This is a genomic window from Thiocystis violascens DSM 198, assembly GCF_000227745.2.
Lineage (GTDB): Bacteria > Pseudomonadota > Gammaproteobacteria > Chromatiales > Chromatiaceae > Chromatium > Chromatium violascens.
This window is the reverse complement of sequence record NC_018012.1, coordinates 3,567,826-3,589,719: the sequence shown is the minus strand read 5'-3', so window position 1 is coordinate 3,589,719 and position 21,894 is coordinate 3,567,826. Positions and strand designations below refer to the sequence as shown.

Sequence of the window (21,894 nt, the reverse complement as noted above, 5' to 3'; positions counted from 1 at the left end):
ACGTCCCGATTGCTGCCGGACAGTGCCGCTCAAGTCGGGAAACCGTTGATGGACACTGTCTAATGTTTCACGCGGAGACGCGGAGAGTTGAAAGAGGGACGACGGCTCACGCCGAGCGATTGCCATCGGAAGGTTCCTTGGAGGCCATCTCCATCATTCATCTTGTCTTTCTCCGCGCACTCCGCGCACTCCGCGCCTCCGCGTGAAACCGTCATTCAGCAACTGTCCATTTTCGACGTCCCGATGGCGGCCGAACAGTGCCGCTCAAGTCGAGAAACAGTTGATGGACACTTTCTAAACCGCGTTCAAAACGACGCATCCCCTCATAAACGCGGTTGCAATTGCTGGAAATCATCGAAGTCGACCGCACTCTGCACATACCGTTGCAATCGACGTCCGCCAAGTGACGACACGTCGCCTCGCTCCCAACGCGCTCTGACCGGCACGGCTGGCCAAGGGTGCGGTTGTGGGCGGCGATCAACTAGCCATTCAAGCGAGGGAACCATGCAGGCAACACCGGCAAGCGACGATCACAGCGACGCCGAGCGCGCGCATCGATTCAGGGACTTCCAGCGCATCCGCGCCTTCAGCGAGCAACTCTGCGAGCATCTGGTCATCGAGGATTATGGTTTACAGACCGTCGTCGAGGCGAGTCCGCCGAAATGGCATCTGGCCCATGTCTCCTGGTTCTACGAGACCTTCCTGCTGCGGCCCTTGCTGCCCGGCTATCGGGTCTTCCATCCGCGTTTCGAGTATCTCTTCAACAGCTATTACGAGCAGACCGGCAGCGGTTTCTGGCCGCGCCCCGAGCGCGGTCTGCTGTCGCGCCCGACGGTGGCCGAGGTCTATGACTATCGCCACCATATCGACGCGGCCATGGCGCGGCTGATCGCCGACTGTCCGGCGAGCGACTGGCCGACGGTTGAGCAACGGCTGCGGATCGGCCTGAATCACGAACAGCAGCATCAGGAATTGCTGATCACCGACATCAAGCGGCATTTCGCGCACAATCCGCTGCGTCCTGCCTATCGCGCGGATCTGCCGTCCTCGCCGATCGGCGAGCCAGACCCCTTGCAGTGGCTGTCGTTCGATGGCGGTCTGGGGGAGATCGGCGCCGCGTCCGGCACGGGCGACTTCTCGTATGACAACGAACACCCGCGTCACCGCGTCTTTCTCGAACCCTTCGCGCTGGCCGACCGGCCGATCACCAATGGCGAGTATCTGGAGTTCATCGCCGATGGCGGCTATGAGAAGACCGCGCTCTGGCTTTCGGACGGTTGGGCCACGGTGCGTCAACACGGCTGGCGCGCGCCCTTGTATTGGGAAGAACAGGACGGCGACTGGCGGATCATGACGCTCGCCGGAATGCGTCCGCTGAACCCCGCCGAGCCGGTCTGTCATGTCAGCTACTACGAGGCCGACGCCTTCGCGACCTGGTCCGGCAAGCGTCTGCCCACCGAGGCCGAATGGGAACTGGTCGCGACCGCGCATCCCGTTGCAGGCAATTTCGTCGACGGCGGCTGGCTGCATCCGCGCCCGGCGGCGGCGGGCGACGGACCGCGCCAACTCTTCGGCGATGTCTGGGAGTGGACCGGTTCCGCCTACCTCCCCTATCCGGGCTATCGCGCGGCGCCCGGCGCGCTCGGCGAATACAACGGCAAGTTCATGTGCAATCAGATGGTGCTGCGCGGCGGTTCCTGCGCAACCTCGCGGGAGCATGCGCGCGCCACCTATCGCAACTTTTTTTATCCCCAGGAACGCTGGCAGTTCAAGGGATTCCGACTCGCGGAGAGCAGGTCATGACACAGCGCGCGGCGATGAAACACGCACGACATCCGGATCTTCAACCGGAGTTCGCTGAATCTTCAGATGGGACGAGCGAGCGCGTCCGTTTTCACGACAATCATCCGACACCCACCGACGTGCGCGCCGAGGTGCTGGCCGGGCTCGGTCAGCCGAACAAACGTCTGCCGCCGAAACTCTTTTACGATCAGGCCGGTTCGCGTCTGTTCGACGCCATTACCGAACTGCCCGAGTACTACCCGACCCGTACCGAGATCGGCATCCTGCGCGCGTATGGCGGTGCGATGGCCGACCGTCTCGGGCGCGGCTGCGTGCTGGTCGAGCTGGGCAGCGGCAGCAGTCTCAAGATCCAGACGCTGCTGGCCGCCCTGGAGCCACAGGTCTACATTCCCGTCGATATTTCCAGGGACCATCTGCTGGAATCCGCGCACGCCCTGGCCGCACGCTTCCCGCTGCTCGCCATCCGGGCCGTCTGCGCCGACTACTCCGCTTCCTTCCAACTTCCGCTGGAGCCAGACTGGCCGCGACTGGCCGCCTTCTTCCCCGGTTCCAGTATCGGCAATTTCGATCCCGAGGACGCCCGGCGTTTTCTGGAACGGGTCGCCCGACTGCTCGGGCCGGGCGGACGACTGCTGATCGGCGTCGATCTGCGCAAGGATCCGGCGCTCCTCAACGCCGCCTACAACGATGTCCAGGGTGTGACGGCGGCCTTCAATCTCAACCTGCTGACCCGGATCAATCGCGAGTTGGAGGGCAATTTCGATCTCGATGCCTTTGCGCATCGCGCGTTCTTCAACGACGCGCGGAGCCGGATCGAGATGCATCTGGTCAGTCTGGCCGAGCAACGGGTTCGGGTTTCCGGTCAGGATTTCACGTTTCGCGAGGGCGAAACCATCCACACCGAGAACTCCTACAAATATGGCGTCGCCGATTTCCAAAGCCTCGCGCGGGATGCCGGTTTCGAGGCCGAACAGGTCTGGACCGATGTGGCGGATCTGTTCAGCGTGCAGTGTCTGCGCGTGAGTGACGTAACCTGAATCTCGACGCGCGCACTCCATCCGAGTCCAACCCATGAGCGAATACCAATACTACGAATTCGTCGCGCTCGACGAACTGAGGTTCCCCCCGAAATTTCGTCTTCCAAATGGTGGCGTAGAATGTCGTTCCTAGCCAGGTACCGACGGGTTCAGGTCAATTGAAGCGCGTTGCGAATGCTGGCGCGTCTGGCCTCCGGTTCGGTCGCGCGGCCGATCCGCCGGTCGGCGATCATGGCGTCGATCAGTTGCTCGGCGCGGAGCCAGTCCGCATCCGCTCCGCCGGGCGCGAAATCCCGCTGCTCCGCCAGATAATAGGCGGCGATCGCAATCATCTCCTGACGTTGTGGGGCGGTCGGTATCCTGTCGGTCTCGGTCTTCATGGCGAGGAGCGTCTCTGTCGGTCTGAGCATCGTCTGGCCGCGCGGCAGGGGCGGCACAAAATAGCAGTGAAGCGCATGCGGATTATGCCACGATCCCGCCCATCCCCCTTGACTCCCGAAAGAGCCGTATAATCGCGACTTCAGCGCGGGCGCGTGACTTGGCGCATCCTGATGCGCTCTCGATCGGCGTCTCGGCGCCTTCACCGACTTTAGCGACCTTCACAGCGAAGAGGAACCCTTCATGGCATCATCGGCGCCGTCCTTTTTCCGGAGGGCATTCATTGCGTTCGGCAGTTTCCGACGCATCCTGAAAGACCCTGATTTTGCGCACGCCGTCGCGACCCTACCGGCCGGCGAATCCGCGCATCCGGCGGCGCGGCAGGCGCGTCCCGCCGCGGCGCCACCGGCAACGGCCGCGCCGGATTCCGCCCTGCTCCTGCTCGGCCTGTTGCAGAAAGAAGGGCGTCTGGTGGATTTTCTTCACGAGGACATCCAGAGCTACTCCGACCAGGAAGTCGGTTCCGCCGCGCGGATTGTCCATCAGGGCTGTCAGCGGGTGCTGCAACAGCATCTGACGATCATCCCGGTACGCGACGAGCCGGAAGGTAGCCGGATCACCCTGGAGCGGGGTTTCGACGCCTCGGCCCTGCGGCCCACGGGTCATGTGGTCGGCGACCCTCCCTTTACCGGTTCGCTGGCGCATCGCGGCTGGCGCGTGGTGGAAACCCGTCTTCCGGCGGTCACCAGCGGGCATAACCTGAAGATCCTCGCGGCGGCGGAGGTGGAGTTGTGAGCGCGGGACGTTATGCCGTCGGCATCGATCTCGGGACGACCCATTGCGCGCTGTCCTACGTGGACTCGGAAAAGAGCGAGGGGGAAAACATCGTTCAGGCGCTGCTGCCTGTCCCCCAACTCGTCTCGCCGGGCGCGGTGGAAGCGCGGCCACTGCTGCCGTCGTTTCTCTATCTGCCTCACCAGGACGAATTCAGGATCAGCGATCTGGGGTTGCCCTGGCAGAGCGATTCCACCCGCATCGGCGGCGAACTGGCGCGCAATCAGGGCGCTATGACCCCGATTCGTCTGGTGTCCAGCGCCAAGAGCTGGCTCTGTCACCCGGATATTGATCGCAAGTCGCCGATCCTGCCGGCTGGCGCGCCGGACGAGATCCCGAAAGTCTCGCCCTTCGAGGCGAGCATCCATTTCCTCGCGCACCTGCGCAATGCCTGGAATGGATTGCATCCCTACGAGCCGCTGGACCGTCAGGAGGTTACGGTCACGGTGCCCGCCTCCTTCGATCCGGCGGCGCGCGAGCTGACCGCCGAGGCCGCGAAGGCGATCGGCATCGAGCATCTGGTGCTCCTGGAAGAGCCGCAGGCGGCGCTCTATAGCTGGGTCAGCGACAGCCAGGGCGATTGGCGCAATCAGGTGCGGGTGGGCGATGTCATCCTAGTCGTCGACGTGGGCGGCGGAACCACCGACCTGTCGCTGATCGCGGTCACCGAGAACGCGGGCGCGCTGGAACTGACCCGGGTGGCGGTCGGCGAGCACATCCTGCTCGGCGGCGACAACATGGACCTGGCGCTGGCCTATCTGCTCAAGAACAAGCTGGCGCAATCCGGCGTCGAACTGGACCGCTGGCAGTTGCAGGCGCTTACCCACGGCTGCCGTCAGGCCAAGGAATCGCTCCTCGCCAATCCCGAGCTTGAGCGCCTGCCGGTTGTCGTTCCAAGTCGCGGCTCGCGTCTGATCGGCGGCAGCATCCGTACCGAACTGACGCGCGAGGAGGTCCAGGCCAGCCTCATCGAGGGCTTCTTCCCGGCGGTCGAGTCCAGCAGCCGACCAGCCAGCCGCGCGCGCGGCGCCCTGACCAAGGTCGGTCTGCCCTATGCGCAGGATCCGGCCGTGACCCGTCATCTCGCCGCCTTCCTGGGTCGGCAGAGCGGCGCGACCGAGGATCTGGCTGGCTTCGTCGCCCAACATCCGGGCGCGAGTTTTCTGCGCCCGACCGCGGTGCTCTTCAACGGCGGTGTCTTCAAGGCCACACCGCTCCAGGCGCGCGTCCTGGAGGTACTCAACCAGTGGCTGGCGGCCGAGGACGCGCCGCCGGCACGCCTGCTGGAGTCCCGCGATCTGGATCTGGCCGTGGCGCGAGGGGCCGCTTTCTATGCCCATGTGCGCCGTCACGGCGGGGTGCGGATTCGCGGTGGCACCTCGCATACCTACTATGTCGGCGTGGAGAGCGCGATGCCTGCCATCCCTGGCATGGAACCCGAGCTTCAGGCGCTCTGTCTGGTTCCCTTCGGGCTGGAAGAAGGTTCCGCGCCGGTCGCGCCGCCCCAGGAGTTTGGTTTGGTGGTTGGCGAGCCGGTGCGTTTCCGCTTCTTCGGCTCCAGCGTGCGTCGCGAGGACCAGGTCGGCGAACTTCTGGACGAGTGGCGGGAGGACGAACTCGACGAACTGGACGAGATCCAGACCACGCTGCCAGCCGAACAGCGGAAGAAAGGCGAAGTGGTGGCCGTGCGACTGCAGGCGGCGGTCACGGAGGTCGGCACCCTGGAACTCACGGCGATCCCGGTCGATGCGACCGAGGAACGCTGGAATGTCGCCTTCAATACCCGGGGCAATCGCGGGGACTGAGTCAGACGAATCCGCGCGGCTGCGTATCGGCGCGGATTCGCCGCTTTTGACAAGCGCGACCTCGGTACACTAATAATAGAGTCGTTAAGCGTTCTCCCAGAGACGACACCGCTGCAGGAAACGAGTGCATGGCGAAAAAGCCGACTGGATCGAAACAGGGACCGACCGCGCGCCCGCGCGCGGCCGATAAGACTGCAACCATCGCCGCAAGCAAGATCGCGCCAAGCGAAGCCGCCCCAAAGGCGTCCGGCGACGCTTCGGCCAAGTCGCCCCAAGCGCCGGCTGACGCGACTGCGGGGGGCAAGCAAGCGCGCTCGGTGGACGCGCCCGTCAGCACCGAACCAAAGCCGGAGACGGTTTTGCAGGCGCCGGCAGCAAAGGAGACGCCTCGGCCCGCAGCGGCAAAACCGGCATCGAAACCAGGATCTCGCACCACGGCGAGGCCGGTTGAACAGACCGCGCACCCAACGAAGCCCGACTCCGGTTCCCCGGCCATCTCGGCGAGTGCGTCACCGAAAACGACCGATGCCGTGATCAAGACTGAACCGGTAACTGCCCCGACAACCGACGCGAGCGCTCCGCTCGTCGCGGATGACCGTCGCCAAGCGACCAAGCTATCGCCGCCACCACAGCCATCCGCCGCACCCAAGCCCATTGCGCCAACCCAGGACAGCCTTGAGCAAGGGACAGTCGCGTCGCCGTTGGCAGCTGCGACACTGGAGCCCGCCGAGGAGCCGCAACCGGAACGTCCTCCGGAATCCGCGCAGGCAGACGAGCCGCCGCCCGAGTTCGTTCCGGAGCCGCCGCCCGCCGCGCCGCCGGCACCCAGCCGCCCCAGCCTCTTCATCGTCCACATCACGCCCGAACTCGCGGCGGTGGCGAAGGTCGGCGGTCTGGCCGACGTGGTCTTCGGTCTCAGCCGCGAACTGGCGATTCGCGGCAATCATGTCGAGATCATCCTGCCCAAGTATGCCTCGATGCGCTATGACCAGATCTTCGATCTCCAGGAGGTCTACAAGGATCTCTGGGTGCCCTGGTACGACGGCGCCATCCATTGCACGGTCTTCTTCGGCTTCGTGCATGACCGCAAGTGCTTTTTCATCGAACCGCATTCGCCGGACAATTTTTTCAACCGAGGCAGCATCTACGGCTTCAAGGACGATGTTCTGCGTTATGCCTTCTTCTCGCGCGCCGCGATGGAGTTCCTCTGGAAATCGGGCAAGCACCCGGACATCATCCACTGTCACGACTGGCAGACCGCGCTGGTGCCGGTGTTTCTCTACGAGTTCTATCAAACGCTCGGGATGACGCATCCGCGCGTCTGCCTGACCATTCATAACTTCGCCCACCAGGGGGTGACCGGCGTCGAACTGCTGCACGCCACCGGACTGCATCGGCCCGAGCGTTTTTTCGATCCGACCCGGATGGCCGACAACCGTCACCCCAAGGCGCTGAACCTGCTCAAGGGCGGCATCGTCTATGCCAACTTCGTGACCACCGTCTCGCCGCGCTATGCCTTCGAGACCAAGGATCAGGGCCAGGGCTTCGGCCTGGAACCGACGCTGCACACCCATCACATCAAATATGGCGGAGTGGTCAACGGCATCGATTACGATATCTGGAACCCCGAGGTCGACCGCCACATCCCGGTGCATTACGGGATCGACTCGATCGACGGCAAATACGACAACAAGCGCGCGCTGCGTCACCGCCTGATGCTCGCCGACAACGACAAGCCGATCGTCGCCTTCATCGGCCGGCTGGACCCGCAAAAGGGTCTGGATCTGGTGCGTCACGCCATCTTCTACACCCTGGAGCGCGGCGCCCAGTTCGTGCTGCTCGGTTCCAGTCCGGATGACCGCATCAATGGCGATTTCTGGGGTCTCAAGCGGATGCTCAACGACAGTCCGGACTGTCATCTGGAGATCGGCTTCGACGAGGATCTGTCGCACCTGATCTATGCCGGCGCCGATATGATGCTGGTACCGAGCCGCTTCGAGCCCTGCGGACTGACTCAGCTCATCTCGCTGCGCTACGGCACCATTCCGGTGGTGCGTGCGATCGGCGGACTGGCGGATACGGTGTTCGACAAGGATTTTTCGGATCGGCCGCTGCATGCGCGCAATGGCTATGTCTTCCAGGATTACGACAATCCAGGACTCGAATCCGCGCTCGGGCGTGCCATCGCCTGCTATCGCAACCACCCGGAGCATTTCCGCGAGTTGATGAAGAACGCCATGCGCTCGGATTACTCCTGGAACGTGCCGGGGCAGGACTATCTGAACATCTACGATTACATCCGCGATGCCTGAAAAAATTCCGGGTACGGAATTTTTATTTTTTTATAAAGGAGTGACACGCGAGCCGATTGGACGTTCGTGAGCGATGTTCGTGTGTCACTCCGGCATGTTGCCGCCGATCGCGGCAAGGACTTGACTGCTTCATGAAGATCTACAATCTGTTTCCGCGGCTGGCCGGGCATTTCGAGGATTGGGGGCCGCATCTGGAGCGCGCCGCGGCGATGGGCTTCGACTGGGTGTTCGTCAACCCGATCCAGAAAACCGGCCGCTCGGGCAGTCTCTATTCCATCGCCGATTACTTCGCGATCAACAAGGATTTCCTCAACCCGAACGCGCCTGTTTCGCCCAAGGAGCAGGTACTCGCCATGGTCGCGAAGGCCGAGTGCCATGGGCTGTCGATGATGATCGATCTGGTCATCAACCATTGCGCGGTCGACTCAAGCCTGCTCAAGGAGCATCCCGAGTGGTTTCTGCATGAGGGGAAAAAGATCGCCAATCCCTTCTGTGTCGAGGCGGATGGAACCAAGGTGGTTTGGTATGACCTGGCTCAGTTCGATCACGAGCACTCGCCGGCGCGCGCCAAACTGTTGGATTACTGCGTCAAGCTGGTGCTGCATCTGGTCAGTCTCGGGTTCCGGGGTTTCCGCTGCGATGCCGCGTATCAACTCCCCAATGAGGTTTGGAAACAACTCATTACCCGCGTCCGGCGGGAGCACCCGGAGACGGTCTTCGTCGCCGAAACCCTAGGCTGTTCGCCGGAGCAGACCAAAGCGACGGCCTCCGCCGGTTTCGACGCCATCTTCAACAGTTCCAAATGGTGGGACTTCAACGGCGCCTGGCTGCTCGATCAATACAACCTGACCCGAGAGGTCGTCCCCTCGATCAGCTTTCCCGAGAGCCACGACACCGAACGGCTGTTCAGCGAATCCTGCGACAATCCGCACGCGATGAAACAGCGCTATCTGTTCTCCGCGCTTTTTTCCGCCGGTGTCATGATCCCGATCGGCTTCGAATACGGTTTTCGCAGCCGTCTCGACGTCGTGAACACCCGCCCGGAACAATGGGAGTCGCCGAACGTCGATCTGACGCATTTCATCGCTCACATCAATCGCATCAAGGATGACTATCCGGTTTTTCAGAGCGAGGGTCCGATCAAGCGCCTGGAGACCTCCAGTGACGCGATTCTGATGCTGCATAAGCGCGCGCCAAGCGGCAAAGGCGAGGCGCTGCTCGTCATCAACAAGGATCCCTGGAATCGCCAGTATCTCCATGTCGACGACCTGTATCGTTACTTGCGCACCCCGGCTCCGCTGGTGGATGTTTCGCCCGAATGGCCGATGGAGTATCTGCCGACGCCTTTCGAGTTCGATCTGGCGCCCGGCATGGGGCGGATTCTGGTGACGTCCGACAAGCCGCCAGTCGATTTGAAGGCGCGGACGAAGCGGGATTCCTGACGTCGTTCGCACCGCGCCGGCAGGACGCCCCATCGTTTTATATTGCGGGCAAACGCTCCAGGAGGCGCGAAACGAACATGCATGCAAGTCGATACCCTTGGTTATCCCTTCTGGTGGCCGTTCTGTCGATCGGTTGCGCGCACACGCCCTCGCAACCCGCGCCTGAGAGAATCGAAACAGCCATGACCGCGCCCGATGGATCCGGGAATGCGTTCGGTCACGAGGGAGAACGGACCTCGGATGAATCGAAGGAGCGGACGAACGAAGAATTACCCGTCGATGGCCCGGATCAGCGGAGCGAAGAGACGCAAAGCCGCGCGCTGACGATCAATCTGAAGACGCAGCAATTCAGCTATCTGGTCGATGGCGAAGCGGTCAGGAGCGGACCCATTTCATCTGGCGCTCAGGGTTATCCGACGCCGACCGGGACGTTTTCCGTTCTCGGCAAGGAGAAAGACAAGGTTTCCTCCCGCTACACGAACACGCTTGGAATGCAGGCATGGATGCCCTATTCGATCCGGTTCCATGGTCATTATTTCCTGCATGAAGGCTGGCTGCCCGGCTATCCCGATTCGCATGGATGCGTGCGTCTGGGCGAGAAGGATGCGCGCTTTCTGTTCGAGCGGATGAAGATCGGCGACCGGGTCGAGGTCGTCAATTAAGCGGCGTCCGGCTGGATATACGCCGTTTGCGCGGCGGTTCGTCCGCGTCGGCGCTGTCTAAGGTGATTTACGGGAAAGACTTTACCGATTTTCCGTTCGTCCTGAGTCCTGAGCTTGTCGAAGGGTCGAAGGATGACCGGAAAATCGCGCTCCGAGGCCGACATTGCATCCGTTCATGGTTCGACCCTTCGACGGGCTCAGGACTCACCACGAACGGATGCAATGTCACCACGAACGTGGGTATGAGCTTTTCAGTAAATCACCTAAAAGGCCGACCGAAAGGCATCGAGAAAGGCGTCAAAGGCTTCGTCGGGGAGCGCATTGATGCCGGCGGCCGCCTTGCGTCCGCCGCCGCTCGGAAAGCGACGACAGAGTGCGTCCGCGCCATCCGGCCGCGACAGCGGCGCCCGCACGCTGACCAGGTAGCATCCGCTTGCGATCCGGGTCAGGATGGCATGCGCCCGATCCGGTGCCTGCTGGGCCAGTTCGTTCGCGAAGACACCGCTGGCGCGACGCGCCCAGGTCTCGGCGGGCAGAATATAGAGTCGGTGGCCCGCATCCTCGAATTCCGGCGCCATGGCACGCGCGCGCGCCATGTCATCCGTATAGCCGTCACGCAGCACGGCGAAGGTTGCATCCTCCGCGATAAAGGCGAGCGGGTCCGTATAGGGCTGTAAACGCCGGTACAGGTCTTCGGGCGCAACGTGCAGATCTTCGACCGTCTCTCCATAGCCGTTATAATTCAGATAGATGCCAAGATCCCGCAGCAATCCGAGATCGGCTTCGGAAAGCCCTAGCGGCTCGGCCGCCCGCCGTGCGGACTGGTCGAAGTTATCGCCGAAGGTTCCGACCACGGCCCAGGCGCGTTGCCGGCCGCCCAAGTAGTCATCGACCAGGAGGCTGGTTCCCTTGTCCGGCACTGTCTCCACATGGACATCGAGCGCGGGATGCGAGGGTATCGCGCCGGGAAAGTGGTGATCGAAATACTGCACGCGGACGCCCTCGGCCAGCAGCCGTTGCAGCGCATCCCGATTTTTATCCATTGAAATATCGAGGGCGGTCACGGTCGCGGCCGCGCCACCCGGTACCCGATCGAGCAGATTGATCTCGCGCTTGGGGCCGGTCACCAGAATGCTGGCGATGGGATTGACCAGACGCAATTGTTGCAGGGCGCAAAGGCCGTCCGCGTCGCCATTGAAAACGTCATAGTGATTCATTGCGTCTTTATGATCGCAGGTGTCTTGTGAGCGAGAGGAAGTAACGTTGGCAGGTGTCACGGCAATCCTCGATATGGCTTAAGACAGACCGGGAATGACCGCGCCGGGGCTGGGGCTGTTTCCTGCGCGGGGCGGTTTCAAGATGGCGAGCCCCGTCCAGCCACCCCGTGGCATGAACGAGCGCGGGAGCATCCCACCGCGCGCGGCAAGGCGATGATTACCAGTCCACCGCCGCCCCGGAGACCTCCTTGAGCATGGCCGCAACCCTGGCCATGACCGCGTTCGCGGCGATCTGGTCCTCGGGAATCTCGCGATGCGCGACAAAAGTGATGTCGGTCTTATCGGGCAGTGTGTAGACACTGACGATGAAGGGGCAATTGACGATGCGGGCGGGATCCTCCAGGGTCATTTCGCGCGAAAGCACCGCGCTGCAGAACTCGACGGTCCTGGCCTGGCCATAGATGCGGTCCTCCATGCCGAGATCCTTTCCCGTGCGCGCCAGCATCTCGCCCATGTCCATGACGTTATTGATGTACATGCCGCGTTCGAGAATCGCGGCCTTGAGTCCGTCCAGCACATCCTCGAAGGTCGAATCGCTCTGATAGACGGCATAGCCGCGATCCGCCGCCTGTGTGCCGGGCAGAAGAAAGCAGAGGAGTAACAGAAAGGTGAGGGTGCGAAAGCGGATCGACATGGGCTGGTAGCTCCATCGAAGTTTGCGCCGGGCAGACGTCTGGCTTGGCCTGAAAAGCTGCGAAAAACAGAAAACCCGCGTTCAGCGGGTTTTCTTGTTGTGGCGCGCTTTCAGGCTAGCCACGGTCACGAGAAGGATCAAGCTATTTGATCTTGCCTTCCTTGTACATCACATGCTGGCGGATGACGGGATCGAATTTCTTGATCTCCATCTTGCCTGGCTGATTGCGTTTGTTTTTGGTGGTCGTATAGAAATGACCGGTGCCGGCGCTGGAGTTGAGGCGGATCTTGTCGCGTGCTGCCTTGGCCATGGATAAATCCTCCGGTTAGACCCGTTCGCCGCGGGCGCGGATCTCACCGAGAACGGTGTCGATCCCTTTCTTGTCGATGATGCGCATCCCGTTGGCGGAGACACGCAGCTTCACGAAGCGTTTCTCGGCCGCAACCCAAAAGCGGTGCTCGTGGAGATTCGGCAGGAAGCGGCGTTTGGTCTTGTTGTTCGCGTGCGAGACGTTGTTGCCGGTGAGGGGACGTTTACCGGTAACCTGGCATACCTTGGACATGGCGGGAATCCCTGCAAGTCGGCGAGTGTGATTCGGTACAGAAAGAAGCGGAATGCTATCAGCGGATTGAATGTAGCGCAAGCCCCGCCTTATTTTTGTCTGCCATTCTCAGTCATGACTGGCGAAGCAGCCGCGATTGACATCGTTGAAAATCCAACCGCGTCTGCTCCGACGTTGACTGGCTCAGGCGTGCCTTCTCTCGCGATAAACCACGCTTAATATTTCGGGACGCGGTTTACGCAAGTTCGTCTGTCTCGATCTGCTGCATCAAGCCGAAGCTCTTGACGAAGGGATTCGCCATGCGCGGATCCTTGAGCATGGCCTTGTAATCGCCGACCTTGAACTTGAGCTTGCCGGTCGCGAAGGCGGTGCCCATGCCCATCATGCCGATGCCCTTTTCGACCCATTTCAGCCAGTCTTTGAGATCGGCGCGCATGTCCCAGTTGGCGGGCGGATCGCTTTCCGCCCAGGCCCCGGCGCGCACGCAGACGCCATTTTCGACCACGAACACCCCGCGCGGGTTTTCCTCGTCCTTGAAACCGCAATAGATCACGGAGTCGAAATTGATCTCGGCCAGTTTGTCCTTGACCTCGGGTTCGGCATTCCAGGCGTCCTTGAGATGGTTCATCCAGTCGGCGGAAAAGAGTGCGGCCATTGTGATCGGTCCTCCAGTGTGGGCAGCGAAAGAGCCAGCGCGGAGATCGCGGTGGCTGAAAATGAGCCTGAAAAAACGTTTGACTCGCAAAAACGCAAGCTAAACAAAGGATCTTGAATGGCTGCTTGGTGCCTGCTGTTCACCGACCGGATCTTCCCTGAGCATCGTCGCGGGGTGCATCCTCTTGGAGTGACAGCAGTTTATGGTTCTTCGCAGCCTTTGCATGGGCTTGCATCACCCCAAATTCTATCAGGATTTGGCGGAAAGAATACCCGCGAGAATCAACCAAGCGTATAGCCTGCATCCACGTTTAGTGTTGCTCCGGTGATCAGTCGGGCGCGCGAGGAGGCGAGAAAGAGCACGGCGTCGGCGACATCCGCGGGGGTGACGATCTGTTGTCCAAGGATATGGCGAGCCTGGACGGTAGACGCGATCAGGTCAGTCTGGCCACCCCACATCGCCGAGGCGACGACGCCGGGCGCGACGCCGTTGACGCGAATGCCGCGCGGCCCAAGCCCCAGGGCCAGCCGCCGGGTCAGCATGTCGAGCCCGGCCTTGCTGACCGAATAGCTGGTCGAGGTGCAGGCGACGAATGGATGCTGCCCGCAGGCCGACGAGAGATTGATGACGACCGGCGCGGCGCTACGCTCCAGAAGTTCGGCGCAGGCCTGGGTCAGCGCGAAAGGGGCGATCAGATTGGTCTCCAGGGTCGCCCGCCAGGCATCGACGCTTTCTTCCAGATCCCCGGAGTCGAGGATGACCCCGGCATTGTTGACCAGCACGTCCAGCCGGCCGGATTGCTCGGCGATGCTCGCGACCAGTCGTGCGCGAAAGTCCGCGTCGGTGACGTCGCCGACCAGGGCGATCAGCGTTCCATTGGCGGTCTGCTCCGGCCAGCGTTCGGTCAGCCGCTTCAGCTTTCCGGGATCGCGCCCGAAGGTATACACCCGGTCACCGGACGCCAGAAATCCCGCCACCAGCCCGGCGCCGATGCCCGAGGTGCCGCCGCTGATGCAGACCGCGCGGCTGGAATCGCCAGGTTGGGCGCTCATCGCTCGCGCTGCCCCAGATTGGCGTGGATCAGGGCGCCGTTCAGCACCGGCGCATGGGCCGCAAAGGCGACCGCCTCGGCGATCTCCTCCGGCTCGATCAGACGGTCGAAGGCGGAGAGTCCCGTGATCGCGGCCAGCGTATCCGGGTTGTCGCCGATCAGCGCGCGCAGTTGCTCGGTGTCGGTGAAGCCGGGACAGATCATGCAGGTATGGATGCCGCGCCCGGCCAGATCCTGACAGGTCGCGCGCATCATCCCGGCCAGCGCATGTTTGGCGATGACATAGCTCGCGACCCCCGGCACTGCCTTTTCGGCCAGGGTCGAACCGATGTAGATCAGGCTCGACCCCTGGCCCATGTGTGGCACGACCAGTTGGTTCAGTCCATTGGCGGCGATGATATTGAGTTCGAGCGCCGCGCGCAGATCCGCGCTAGGGAGGCTGTCGATTCGATCCGAGCGCATGACCGAGGCGTTATGGACCAGACAGATTCGCCCGGCATCCTTGAGCCAGGGCTGAAGCGGCGCATCCAGCGCGGCCACCGCATCGGGTTCGGCAAGATCGCAAACGAGATTCTCGACCCCGGATTCGGGGCAGGGGTGGCGCGAGAGGTTGACGATGACCCAGCCGTCGACCAGAAAGCGGGTGGCGATGGCGTGCCCGATGCCGGAACTGGCGCCGGTGACGATCAAGAGGTTCATATACGGGACTCCCAGGATGAAAAAGCCCATTGGCCGAGTCCTGAGGAGACGCCGAGTTCGATGGCGCGTAGATCCCGACCGGCCAGTTCGGGGCGTTCGCGCAGTCGGGCGAGTAGCAGCGCAGCCAATTCCTCGATGGTGACGTTGCGGATCGGCAGCGGCAGGACGTCGCGTTCCAGAAAGGGAATCCGCTCGTCGGCGAAGAGGGCGAAGACCATCCCGTCCCGATGCTCGATGCACAGATGAGGCGAGCGTTGCGGCAGCAGAACGCGCTCGTCGAGCTGGTCGCAGAGGTTCTTCAGCACCCGTTTGAGCAGCACATAGTCGAAGGCCAGCCCGTCAGTGCCCACCGCGGCCGTGACGGCGCAGCGGACCTGAAAGTTGTGGCCATGGAGATTTTCCCGCTCGGTCGCCGAGAAGAGGGTGAAGTGGCCGGCGCTGAAATTGAGATAGTCCTTACTGATCTCGATTCGGGTTAGGGGTTGCTGGGGCGTCACCGGTCTCTCCTGATCTGCAAGCCTGTGTCCTTCCGGGATGGGCGAGTTGTGCTTGGCCTTCTCGCTCCGGCTTGGTGGCCGAAGCGCCGAGTGCGACTGGGCGATCCCAGGGGCGCGGTGTGCCGCGAGTCCATTGGCGTGAAAGCGCGCATCCCGGATTGGGATGTCACCTAATTGGGGCGTCTGGTCCGGCGGATAAACCCCCGCCGCGATCTTCATCGATACGCACGCCCGACAGCGGCACGAAAGACATGATCGGGTTGACGGGCGTCAGTTCCGCCTCGCCCTGGCCGTCGTTGGTCACGTAGTGAACCAACACCCGTTGCAGAACCGGAAAACCCATGAAGAGCCCGAGCGCGGCGGAATCCAGCCGGTCCGGGCGGTCGCAGCGGAAACGGTAGCGCGCCGTCAAATGCGCGGGCTCCGCTGTGCCGGGATCTTGACCGCGCGTGCTGGTCCGCCGACGGTCGGAGAGCTGGGCATCCACCCTGGACTCGATCAGCCGGCAATCGGCATTGGTGTTGAAGCGGATCATGCCGTCCCCGGCCTTCAGGTTCTCCCTGGCCAGACGCAAGGTCTCCCGCTCGTCGGCGGTCGCTGGCGCATGCTCGAAGCCGACCAGGGTTACCGCCGGCGCGCTCAGTTCAACGAGAACGTCGGGGCCATCGGCGTTCATGGCGATGCGCGCGGTTCCCTGGACATGCGCGGTCGGCTGGCGGGGCGGCGATTCCCGCGCGCTCGTTGTTCCCGCAAACTCGATGGCGACGATCAGGACCATCAGGATCGCCAGTCGGCGGCGTGGCGCGAAACGTGGCGACAGGGTCATCTCGCGCCTCAATCCGTCGCCTTTTCGGCGCAGTCCGCGCAGGTGCCGATCACCTCCACCACCCGTCGCCGGGGTTGGAAACCGGTCTCGCTGGCGGCGGATTTCAGGCTGGCGGCGATGGCTTCGTCCTCCAACTCGGTCACCAGGCCGCAGTCGGCGCAGATGAGGAACTGGCTGAAGTGCGGATGATCCGGGTGGGTGCAGCCGACATAGGCGTGCAGACTCTCCAGTTTGTGCACCAGTCCCTGCTCCAGCAGAAAATCCAGCGCCCGATAGACCGTCGGCGGTGCCAGCGGGCGCGATCCGTCGCGCATGGCCTCCAGGATTTCATAGGCGCCAAGCGGTCGCCCCGCGGCGCAAAGGATGTGCAGCACCTGTCGCCGTTGCGCCGTGAGACGCACGCCTCGCCGCTGACAGAGCGTATCGGCCTCTTCCAGTGCGGTGTCAGTCGGTTTGAGGTCCATCGGATCGACCTCGCGTTCAGGCTCGGGTTGCCTGACGCAGCGCGCCGCGCCAGGTCAGAAAACGGCTCAACAGCGCCGACAGCACATAGACGCCGCCGGCCAGCAGAATCATGGTTGGCCCCGCCGGCAGATCGGGGCCGTAGGAGAGTCCCAGTCCCAGCGAGGTGAAGAGTCCACCGAGTAGGGTCGCGATCGCCATCATGCCGCCGAGCGAGTGGACATAATGGCCGGCGATAGCGGCCGGCAGGGTCAGCAGGGCGATCACCAGGATCAGACCGACCACCTGGATCAGCAGCACCACGGTCACGGCCACCAGACAGAGCAGCAGCAGATAGAAAAAGGCCACCGGCACGCCACGCAGCCGGGCGAATTCCTCGTCGAAGGTGACGGCGAGAAACTGACGGTAGAAGAGCGCCACGGTCAGTATCAGCACCAGATCCAGGCCGGCCATGAACCAGAGTTCGCGGGTCGGAACCAGCAGGATGTTGCCGAACAGAAAGCTCATGAGATCCGCGGCATAGCCGGGCGTCTTGGCGATGAAAAGGATGCCGATGGCCATGCCGATCGCCCAGAGCGCGCCGATCAGGGTGTCTTCCTGCATCTTCCAGAACAGACGCACGGTTCCGATCAGTAGGGCCGCGAGAATGGCGGCGAGCAACGCGCCCAGCAGCGGGTCGAAGCCGTAATAGAGCGCGGCCCCCATCCCGCCGAGCACCGAATGCGCGATGCCCCCGGCCATGAAGGCGATCCGCTTGACGACCACGAAGGTGCCGATCACCCCGCAGCCGATGCTGGCCAGAAGACCCGCGAGCAGGGCGGTCTGGAGAAAGGCGTGTTCGCTCAGGGCGGAAAGGAATTGACTCATAAATTAAACCGCGTCTAGCGTCATATGGAGAGTTGCGAGTGAACTTGGCCTGCCGTTATCCGCGGTAATTGGCAAGACGCAGTTAAAATGATAAAAAACAAACACTTAAAACGCGTCCGCTGCAACGTCTTTTGGCTCATCCGTGGCTGAGTCGGTACACAAACATCACATACCCGACCGGACGCGTTTTAATGCCGATGCGCGACCAGGCGCACATGTCCGCCGTAGAGTTGCTGGATGGTCTCGGCATTCACCGCGTCGGTCCCATGATAAAGGAGCGTGCGGTTCAAACAGGCAACCCGGCTGACATAGTCCGAAATAAAGGCGATATCGTGCGAGACCAGCAGAATCGTCAGGCGTCGGTTCAGCACCGCGAGCAGATCGAAGATGTCGTTCTCGACCCGCTGATCGATATTGGCGGTCGGCTCGTCGAGGATGAGGATCTCCGCCTCCCCGGCCAGCGCCCGTGCTAGCAGAACCCGTTGCAACTGACCGCCGGACAGGGTGCCGATCCGCCGCCGGGCCAGGTCCAGCGCCTCCACCTCCTCCAGCGCCCGCCGCGCGGCGTTCCGGTCGGCCGCCCGCTGCCAGCCAAGCATCGGCCCGATGCCCAGCCGCCCCATCGCCACCACCTGCTCCACCGAGATGGGAAAGTCGCGTGGGAAGCTCGGGAATTGCGGGACATAGCCGATCCGCCGCGTGACCAGTCGCGGCGGCTGGCCAAGCACCCGGATCTGTCCGGCCTGAGGCGCCAGCAGACCCAGGATCAGCTTCAGGAGGGTGCTTTTGCCGCCGGCATTGGGTCCGACCAGCCCGACGAATTCGCCGGGCGCGACCGACAGATTCACCTGCTCCAGCACCAGCGAATCGCCATAGGAAAAACTGAGATCCCGCACGAGAATGACCGGCGCCTCCGGGCTTTCGGCGGCAGGCGGGATCGCGGAAGCCTCATCCCCGTGATCGAACGGAGACGGCGGAAGCGTGTGTGCGAACATGGCGGGTATCCGGCGGAGAGGCTCGAATTCGTTCAATCGGCGTTAAGTTGGATAGTATAACGTCTTTCATTCCGCTGCTTCGATCCCGCCATCCCGAGAGGACATCCCGCGCCGGTAGGATTAGGATTGCCCGCACCCGGAATCCGACGCCAACGCTCCATGACCATCTCCACGCAATTTTATTGGGCCGCCGGCCTGAGCCTCTATGTGCTGGCCGTTCTCTTTCTGACCCGACTGCCGTATCGGCGGATGGTCGATCGAGGCATGGAGCCCATCCGGGCGGTCTATTACAACCGCAAGATCGTGCACATGTTGGCCGGCGGTGTCGGCTCGGTGATGGTTCCGCTGGTCTTCGCCGATCCCTGGTATCCGCTGGTCAGCGGATTGCTGCTGACGATCCTGCTCGATGTGGCGCATGTCACCGGATTCAGGTTCTACTGGTTCCAGACCGGCGAGAACCGCAACGATGTCAAGTTCGCGCTCATGTGGGCGACCTCGGTCTCGCTGCTCTGGTGGATTCTGGAGAATCCCTGGCTCGCGATCCTGCCGTCGCTCTATATGGCCTTCGGCGACGGCGTGACCGGGATCGTCCGCAATGCCGTCATCCGCAAACGTTCCAAGAGTCCCATCGGCAACGTCTTCATGCTTCTGGTCTGCGCCCCCATGGGCTGGATCATCGGCGGATTGGCGACCCCGGCGATCCCGGTCTGGGGGCTGCTCTCGGCGATCGTGGCGACCGTGATCGAACGCTATGAATTTGGCCCTATCGACGACAACATTCTGATCACGGTTTCGGCCTCCGCGGTGCTCCTGTTGGGTGCCTATTGGGGGCCGCTAGGCTAAGAGGGTGTAGACAAAATCAAACCGTTGTGGTCAACCGCCGCAGCAGGATGCGCGCCTCCGCCAGCCAAACCCAGGTTTCGGAGACCGCTGGCAGACGGTCATGATGCATGATCAATCGACGGGCACGCTCATTCCACGCATGGGTGCGCTCGACAACCCAGCGCTTCGGCAGCGGAACGAAGCCGTCGGCGTTGGCGATCACCACTCGGTCAGGCGCCCCGTCCACGTGCCAGGAGCCAACGCTTTTGTTGGCTGGATGGCGCACGACTTCCACGCGGATCGCGTGGGTCTGCTCGGTGGTTTGGGCAAATTGACCGGCGTAGGCGCTATCGACAAACAGCGTGTTGATCTGGGGGTACTTGGCGGCCGCGTCAGCGACGGCGCCCGAGGCGGCATCGCGGTCCTGAAGATTGGCCGCGACCACGCTCACCGCCAACACGAACCCCAAGGTATCGACCACCAGGCTGCGCTTGCGCCCCTTGACCTGCTTGCCCGCATCAAAGCCGCTCGGTCCACCCTGCGGCGAGCCGCGGGTCGATTGCGCATCCAGCACCGCCGCCGTCGGCGCGATCTCACGCCCCTCGCGTTCGCGCCATTGCCCCCGCAGTCGATCATGCATCTGCTCAAACTTCCCAGCCGCACTCCAACGGCGAAACGTCTTGTAGACATTCTGCCAAGGCGCGAAATCGTGCGGCAGCATCCGCCACGCGCACCCCGTGCGCACCACGTAGCAACACGCCTCCAGGATGCTCCGGCGCGACACGCGGGGCGGTTGACCCCGCCCGCCCGGCATCTCAAAGAGAGCGGCGACCAAGTCCCACTCCGCATCGGTCAGACAACTTGGGTAGCTTTGGTCGGGGTCGTGGCGACGATGCGCATCCGTATACCCATACCGACGCGGCGTTGCGCGCGCTTGCGCCTCGAGACCACTCTCGCCCCGGAGGCGCGTGACGCCCGCCTCCCGCAAGGACTTGCGAATCGTTGCTTCATGAGCCTCGATTCCCGTCCGTGCCGCGAGTTCCCGGGCAATCTCTGACAGCGTGGAGGTCGGGCGATCCGTGACAATTTGACGCAATACCGCTTGCTCCGCCTCGTGAATCTTGGGGGGACGACCAGCTTTCGACATCAGCGCACACCAGCTCAGTTGTAGACTGGTATACAAATAGCAGCTCAATTATTTTTGTCTACACCCTCTGAGCGGCAGTTTGCCAGAATGTGATAGGTGATGAGTCGGAACGTGACTCGAAACGATAAAAAATCCAGCCCTGATCCGGCGTTTTCGATCAGACATTTCACCTCCGCCAAGGTGACGTGTCGCTTCTCGCAGGGTTTACCGTCACCGTTCCCATCCAGCGAAGCAACTCCGCAGTCGTTGAGAGAGTGCCGCGCTTCGGCGGAGTCCGACATCTGCTTACACGTCCGTTGATTTCCACACTCGGCGACAGCGGCATCGGTCGCACCCTCACGCGAACCCGAGATCGTCCCGCCTCCTGCACTGGGCGAGATTCCCGGTAAACACTCAATCCCGATGCGCTTGACCAGTTCTTCATAGCGGATCGGCTTGTTCATCCTGGCATCGTCGCGGTTTTCGACCCAATCAGCCTAGGCGCGATTCTCGGCGACATCGTAGACTAACTTGAACAGGTGCGTCGGCACCCACACGCGACCGGCACCGAGGGTGGCGGGTTGACCGGCAAAGACCGGCCCGGTAAAGACGAAGACATCGCCCGTTGCCCGCCTCGTGTACACTTCAAACGGAGAATAGCCATGCCGATTATCTGGCGACCACAGTTAACGACGGGAGACGAGCGGATCGATCAAGATCACAAATATCTTTTTACGATCTTTAATTGCGTCGAACTCGCCGTCCATTCCCATGACCAGATCCAGCATTTACCGCTCTTTTTTGGACAACTCTTTGATTATACAAAAGAACACTTCTTGCGCGAAGAAAAACTTCAGTTCTCGGTCGGTTATCCCGAATACCTCGCGCATAAACAGGCCCATCAGGATATTTTGGTGCGGCTGAAGGAGGTTAATGATCATCTGCAACAACTTGCAACGTCGGAAGGGGGACTCAATGACCCTGAATTACTCCGCGCGGGTCTTGATCAAGAAATTCTCAATTTGTCACGCAGTTGGATTGTGGGGCATGTCGCAAAAATGGATACCGCCATGCTTCCGTATCTGAAACGTGCCCCAAAACCCTTTGTTTTTGGTTCGTAGGAGCGCCTGTTGTGCGCGCCTTCCGAC

The 21,894-nt window shown here is 62.2% G+C and carries 25 protein-coding genes; 9 read left to right on the top strand and 16 right to left on the bottom strand.

Annotated elements, in window-relative coordinates; all coding sequences use genetic code 11:
- The first annotated feature begins 504 nt into the window (after positions 1 to 504).
- Positions 505 to 1,803, top strand: coding sequence for an ergothioneine biosynthesis protein EgtB (gene egtB, locus THIVI_RS15910; RefSeq protein ID WP_014779565.1), 1,299 nt, complete (start codon positions 505 to 507; stop codon positions 1,801 to 1,803).
- The gene (gene egtD, locus THIVI_RS15905; protein WP_014779564.1) at positions 1,800 to 2,840 is read left to right on the top strand and encodes an L-histidine N(alpha)-methyltransferase; all 1,041 of its coding nucleotides are present in this window, start codon (positions 1,800 to 1,802) and stop codon (positions 2,838 to 2,840) included. Before egtB ends, egtD begins: the two co-directional genes overlap by 4 nt.
- Before the next feature lie 149 nt (positions 2,841 to 2,989).
- Here the strand turns inward: egtD and THIVI_RS15900 are convergent, their stop codons facing one another.
- Positions 2,990 to 3,250 (bottom strand): DUF2934 domain-containing protein, encoded by a 261-nt coding sequence (locus THIVI_RS15900; protein WP_245537286.1) that lies wholly within the window; start codon positions 3,248 to 3,250, stop codon positions 2,990 to 2,992.
- A gap of 211 nt (positions 3,251 to 3,461) precedes the next feature.
- Here THIVI_RS15900 and THIVI_RS15895 point away from each other — a divergent pair, with 211 nt between their 5' ends.
- The 5 genes from THIVI_RS15895 to THIVI_RS15875 all read left to right on the top strand — a co-directional run bounded on the left by THIVI_RS15895 (position 3,462) and on the right by THIVI_RS15875 (position 10,273).
- Positions 3,462 to 4,013 (top strand): DUF2760 domain-containing protein, encoded by a 552-nt coding sequence (locus THIVI_RS15895; RefSeq protein ID WP_014779561.1) that lies wholly within the window; start codon positions 3,462 to 3,464, stop codon positions 4,011 to 4,013.
- Positions 4,010 to 5,857 (top strand): Hsp70 family protein, encoded by a 1,848-nt coding sequence (locus THIVI_RS15890; RefSeq protein WP_014779560.1) that lies wholly within the window; start codon positions 4,010 to 4,012, stop codon positions 5,855 to 5,857. The genes THIVI_RS15895 and THIVI_RS15890 overlap by 4 nt, the downstream gene beginning before the upstream one ends.
- Positions 5,858 to 5,985: 128 nt before the next feature.
- Positions 5,986 to 8,169: a glycogen synthase GlgA gene (gene glgA / locus THIVI_RS15885; RefSeq protein WP_014779559.1), complete on the top strand. Its 2,184-nt coding sequence runs from the start codon at positions 5,986 to 5,988 to the stop codon at positions 8,167 to 8,169.
- 131 nt (positions 8,170 to 8,300) lie between these two features.
- A complete protein-coding gene (locus tag THIVI_RS15880; RefSeq protein ID WP_014779558.1) occupies positions 8,301 to 9,611 on the top strand; it encodes an alpha-amylase family glycosyl hydrolase in 1,311 nt (436 codons plus the stop codon).
- Positions 9,612 to 9,793: 182 nt separating this feature from the next.
- Complete coding sequence (locus tag THIVI_RS15875) at positions 9,794 to 10,273, top strand: L,D-transpeptidase (protein ID WP_157174645.1); 480 nt, start codon at positions 9,794 to 9,796, stop codon at positions 10,271 to 10,273.
- 263 nt (positions 10,274 to 10,536) lie between these two features.
- Here THIVI_RS15875 and THIVI_RS15870 read toward each other — a convergent pair whose 3' ends face one another.
- The 12 genes from THIVI_RS15870 to THIVI_RS15815 all read right to left on the bottom strand — a co-directional run bounded on the left by THIVI_RS15870 (position 10,537) and on the right by THIVI_RS15815 (position 18,798).
- Positions 10,537 to 11,490 (bottom strand): hypothetical protein, encoded by a 954-nt coding sequence (locus THIVI_RS15870; RefSeq protein WP_014779556.1) that lies wholly within the window; start codon positions 11,488 to 11,490, stop codon positions 10,537 to 10,539.
- Positions 11,491 to 11,707: 217 nt separating this feature from the next.
- Positions 11,708 to 12,184, bottom strand: coding sequence for a DUF302 domain-containing protein (locus THIVI_RS15865; RefSeq protein ID WP_014779555.1), 477 nt, complete (start codon positions 12,182 to 12,184; stop codon positions 11,708 to 11,710).
- Positions 12,185 to 12,326: 142 nt separating this feature from the next.
- Complete coding sequence (rpmG, locus tag THIVI_RS15860; protein WP_007193702.1) at positions 12,327 to 12,494, bottom strand: 50S ribosomal protein L33; 168 nt, start codon at positions 12,492 to 12,494, stop codon at positions 12,327 to 12,329.
- Between the two features lie 15 nt (positions 12,495 to 12,509).
- Positions 12,510 to 12,746, bottom strand: a complete 237-nt coding sequence (gene rpmB, locus THIVI_RS15855) for a 50S ribosomal protein L28 (RefSeq protein WP_014779554.1) — start codon at positions 12,744 to 12,746, stop codon at positions 12,510 to 12,512.
- Positions 12,747 to 12,981: 235 nt separating this feature from the next.
- Positions 12,982 to 13,401 carry an SCP2 sterol-binding domain-containing protein gene (locus tag THIVI_RS15850; RefSeq protein ID WP_014779553.1) on the bottom strand — a complete coding sequence of 140 codons (420 nt, stop codon included), beginning with the start codon at positions 13,399 to 13,401 and terminating at the stop codon, positions 12,982 to 12,984.
- 281 nt (positions 13,402 to 13,682) lie between these two features.
- The gene (locus tag THIVI_RS15845; RefSeq protein WP_014779552.1) at positions 13,683 to 14,453 is read right to left on the bottom strand and encodes an SDR family NAD(P)-dependent oxidoreductase; all 771 of its coding nucleotides are present in this window, start codon (positions 14,451 to 14,453) and stop codon (positions 13,683 to 13,685) included.
- On the bottom strand, positions 14,450 to 15,151 hold the full coding sequence (locus THIVI_RS15840; RefSeq protein ID WP_041447054.1) for an SDR family NAD(P)-dependent oxidoreductase: 702 nt from the start codon (positions 15,149 to 15,151) through the stop codon (positions 14,450 to 14,452). Before THIVI_RS15840 ends, THIVI_RS15845 begins: the two co-directional genes overlap by 4 nt.
- The gene (locus THIVI_RS15835; RefSeq protein ID WP_245537285.1) at positions 15,148 to 15,867 is read right to left on the bottom strand and encodes a 6-pyruvoyl trahydropterin synthase family protein; all 720 of its coding nucleotides are present in this window, start codon (positions 15,865 to 15,867) and stop codon (positions 15,148 to 15,150) included. Before THIVI_RS15835 ends, THIVI_RS15840 begins: the two co-directional genes overlap by 4 nt.
- A complete protein-coding gene (locus THIVI_RS22920; RefSeq protein ID WP_014779549.1) occupies positions 15,815 to 16,474 on the bottom strand; it encodes a ZrgA family zinc uptake protein in 660 nt (219 codons plus the stop codon). The genes THIVI_RS15835 and THIVI_RS22920 overlap by 53 nt, the downstream gene beginning before the upstream one ends.
- An 8-nt stretch (positions 16,475 to 16,482) precedes the next feature.
- A complete protein-coding gene (locus tag THIVI_RS15825) occupies positions 16,483 to 16,938 on the bottom strand; it encodes a Fur family transcriptional regulator (protein WP_014779548.1) in 456 nt (151 codons plus the stop codon).
- Positions 16,939 to 16,954: 16 nt separating this feature from the next.
- Positions 16,955 to 17,803, bottom strand: a complete 849-nt coding sequence (locus THIVI_RS15820; protein WP_014779547.1) for a metal ABC transporter permease — start codon at positions 17,801 to 17,803, stop codon at positions 16,955 to 16,957.
- A gap of 188 nt (positions 17,804 to 17,991) precedes the next feature.
- The gene (locus tag THIVI_RS15815; protein ID WP_014779546.1) at positions 17,992 to 18,798 is read right to left on the bottom strand and encodes a metal ABC transporter ATP-binding protein; all 807 of its coding nucleotides are present in this window, start codon (positions 18,796 to 18,798) and stop codon (positions 17,992 to 17,994) included.
- Between the two features lie 159 nt (positions 18,799 to 18,957).
- On the opposite strand from THIVI_RS15815, the gene THIVI_RS15810 reads away from it, so the two are divergent.
- The gene (locus THIVI_RS15810) at positions 18,958 to 19,641 is read left to right on the top strand and encodes a hypothetical protein (protein WP_014779545.1); all 684 of its coding nucleotides are present in this window, start codon (positions 18,958 to 18,960) and stop codon (positions 19,639 to 19,641) included.
- Between the two features lie 16 nt (positions 19,642 to 19,657).
- Here THIVI_RS15810 and THIVI_RS15805 read toward each other — a convergent pair whose 3' ends face one another.
- The 3 genes from THIVI_RS15805 to THIVI_RS26345 are packed head-to-tail and all read right to left on the bottom strand — an operon-like array spanning position 19,658 to position 21,390.
- Entirely contained in the window at positions 19,658 to 20,767 is a 1,110-nt protein-coding gene (locus THIVI_RS15805) for an IS5 family transposase (protein WP_041447215.1), read from the bottom strand.
- A 44-nt stretch (positions 20,768 to 20,811) separates the two neighbouring features.
- Positions 20,812 to 21,210: a hypothetical protein gene (locus tag THIVI_RS25395; protein ID WP_217160908.1), complete on the bottom strand. Its 399-nt coding sequence runs from the start codon at positions 21,208 to 21,210 to the stop codon at positions 20,812 to 20,814.
- Between the two features lie 33 nt (positions 21,211 to 21,243).
- On the bottom strand, positions 21,244 to 21,390 hold the full coding sequence (locus tag THIVI_RS26345; protein WP_217160906.1) for a DNA/RNA non-specific endonuclease: 147 nt from the start codon (positions 21,388 to 21,390) through the stop codon (positions 21,244 to 21,246).
- An 18-nt stretch (positions 21,391 to 21,408) separates the two neighbouring features.
- On the opposite strand from THIVI_RS26345, the gene THIVI_RS15795 reads away from it, so the two are divergent.
- Positions 21,409 to 21,867: a bacteriohemerythrin gene (locus THIVI_RS15795; protein WP_014779544.1), complete on the top strand. Its 459-nt coding sequence runs from the start codon at positions 21,409 to 21,411 to the stop codon at positions 21,865 to 21,867.
- Positions 21,868 to 21,894: the final 27 nt, after the last annotated feature.

Coding starts and splice junctions, on each gene's coding strand:
- egtB (WP_014779565.1), top strand. CDS start 505: ATGCAGGCAACACCGGCAAGCGACGATCACAGCGACGCCGAGCGCGCG.
- egtD (WP_014779564.1), top strand. CDS start 1,800: ATGACACAGCGCGCGGCGATGAAACACGCACGACATCCGGATCTTCAA.
- THIVI_RS15900 (WP_245537286.1), bottom strand. CDS start 3,250: ATGCTCAGACCGACAGAGACGCTCCTCGCCATGAAGACCGAGACCGAC.
- THIVI_RS15895 (WP_014779561.1), top strand. CDS start 3,462: ATGGCATCATCGGCGCCGTCCTTTTTCCGGAGGGCATTCATTGCGTTC.
- glgA (WP_014779559.1), top strand. CDS start 5,986: ATGGCGAAAAAGCCGACTGGATCGAAACAGGGACCGACCGCGCGCCCG.
- THIVI_RS15880 (WP_014779558.1), top strand. CDS start 8,301: ATGAAGATCTACAATCTGTTTCCGCGGCTGGCCGGGCATTTCGAGGAT.
- THIVI_RS15875 (WP_157174645.1), top strand. CDS start 9,794: ATGACCGCGCCCGATGGATCCGGGAATGCGTTCGGTCACGAGGGAGAA.
- THIVI_RS15870 (WP_014779556.1), bottom strand. CDS start 11,490: ATGAATCACTATGACGTTTTCAATGGCGACGCGGACGGCCTTTGCGCC.
- THIVI_RS15865 (WP_014779555.1), bottom strand. CDS start 12,184: ATGTCGATCCGCTTTCGCACCCTCACCTTTCTGTTACTCCTCTGCTTT.
- rpmG (WP_007193702.1), bottom strand. CDS start 12,494: ATGGCCAAGGCAGCACGCGACAAGATCCGCCTCAACTCCAGCGCCGGC.
- rpmB (WP_014779554.1), bottom strand. CDS start 12,746: ATGTCCAAGGTATGCCAGGTTACCGGTAAACGTCCCCTCACCGGCAAC.
- THIVI_RS15850 (WP_014779553.1), bottom strand. CDS start 13,401: ATGGCCGCACTCTTTTCCGCCGACTGGATGAACCATCTCAAGGACGCC.
- THIVI_RS15845 (WP_014779552.1), bottom strand. CDS start 14,453: ATGAGCGCCCAACCTGGCGATTCCAGCCGCGCGGTCTGCATCAGCGGC.
- THIVI_RS15840 (WP_041447054.1), bottom strand. CDS start 15,151: ATGAACCTCTTGATCGTCACCGGCGCCAGTTCCGGCATCGGGCACGCC.
- THIVI_RS15835 (WP_245537285.1), bottom strand. CDS start 15,867: ATGAAGATCGCGGCGGGGGTTTATCCGCCGGACCAGACGCCCCAATTA.
- THIVI_RS22920 (WP_014779549.1), bottom strand. CDS start 16,474: ATGACCCTGTCGCCACGTTTCGCGCCACGCCGCCGACTGGCGATCCTG.
- THIVI_RS15825 (WP_014779548.1), bottom strand. CDS start 16,938: ATGGACCTCAAACCGACTGACACCGCACTGGAAGAGGCCGATACGCTC.
- THIVI_RS15820 (WP_014779547.1), bottom strand. CDS start 17,803: ATGAGTCAATTCCTTTCCGCCCTGAGCGAACACGCCTTTCTCCAGACC.
- THIVI_RS15815 (WP_014779546.1), bottom strand. CDS start 18,798: ATGTTCGCACACACGCTTCCGCCGTCTCCGTTCGATCACGGGGATGAG.
- THIVI_RS15810 (WP_014779545.1), top strand. CDS start 18,958: ATGACCATCTCCACGCAATTTTATTGGGCCGCCGGCCTGAGCCTCTAT.
- THIVI_RS15805 (WP_041447215.1), bottom strand. CDS start 20,767: ATGTCGAAAGCTGGTCGTCCCCCCAAGATTCACGAGGCGGAGCAAGCG.
- THIVI_RS25395 (WP_217160908.1), bottom strand. CDS start 21,210: ATGAACAAGCCGATCCGCTATGAAGAACTGGTCAAGCGCATCGGGATT.
- THIVI_RS15795 (WP_014779544.1), top strand. CDS start 21,409: ATGCCGATTATCTGGCGACCACAGTTAACGACGGGAGACGAGCGGATC.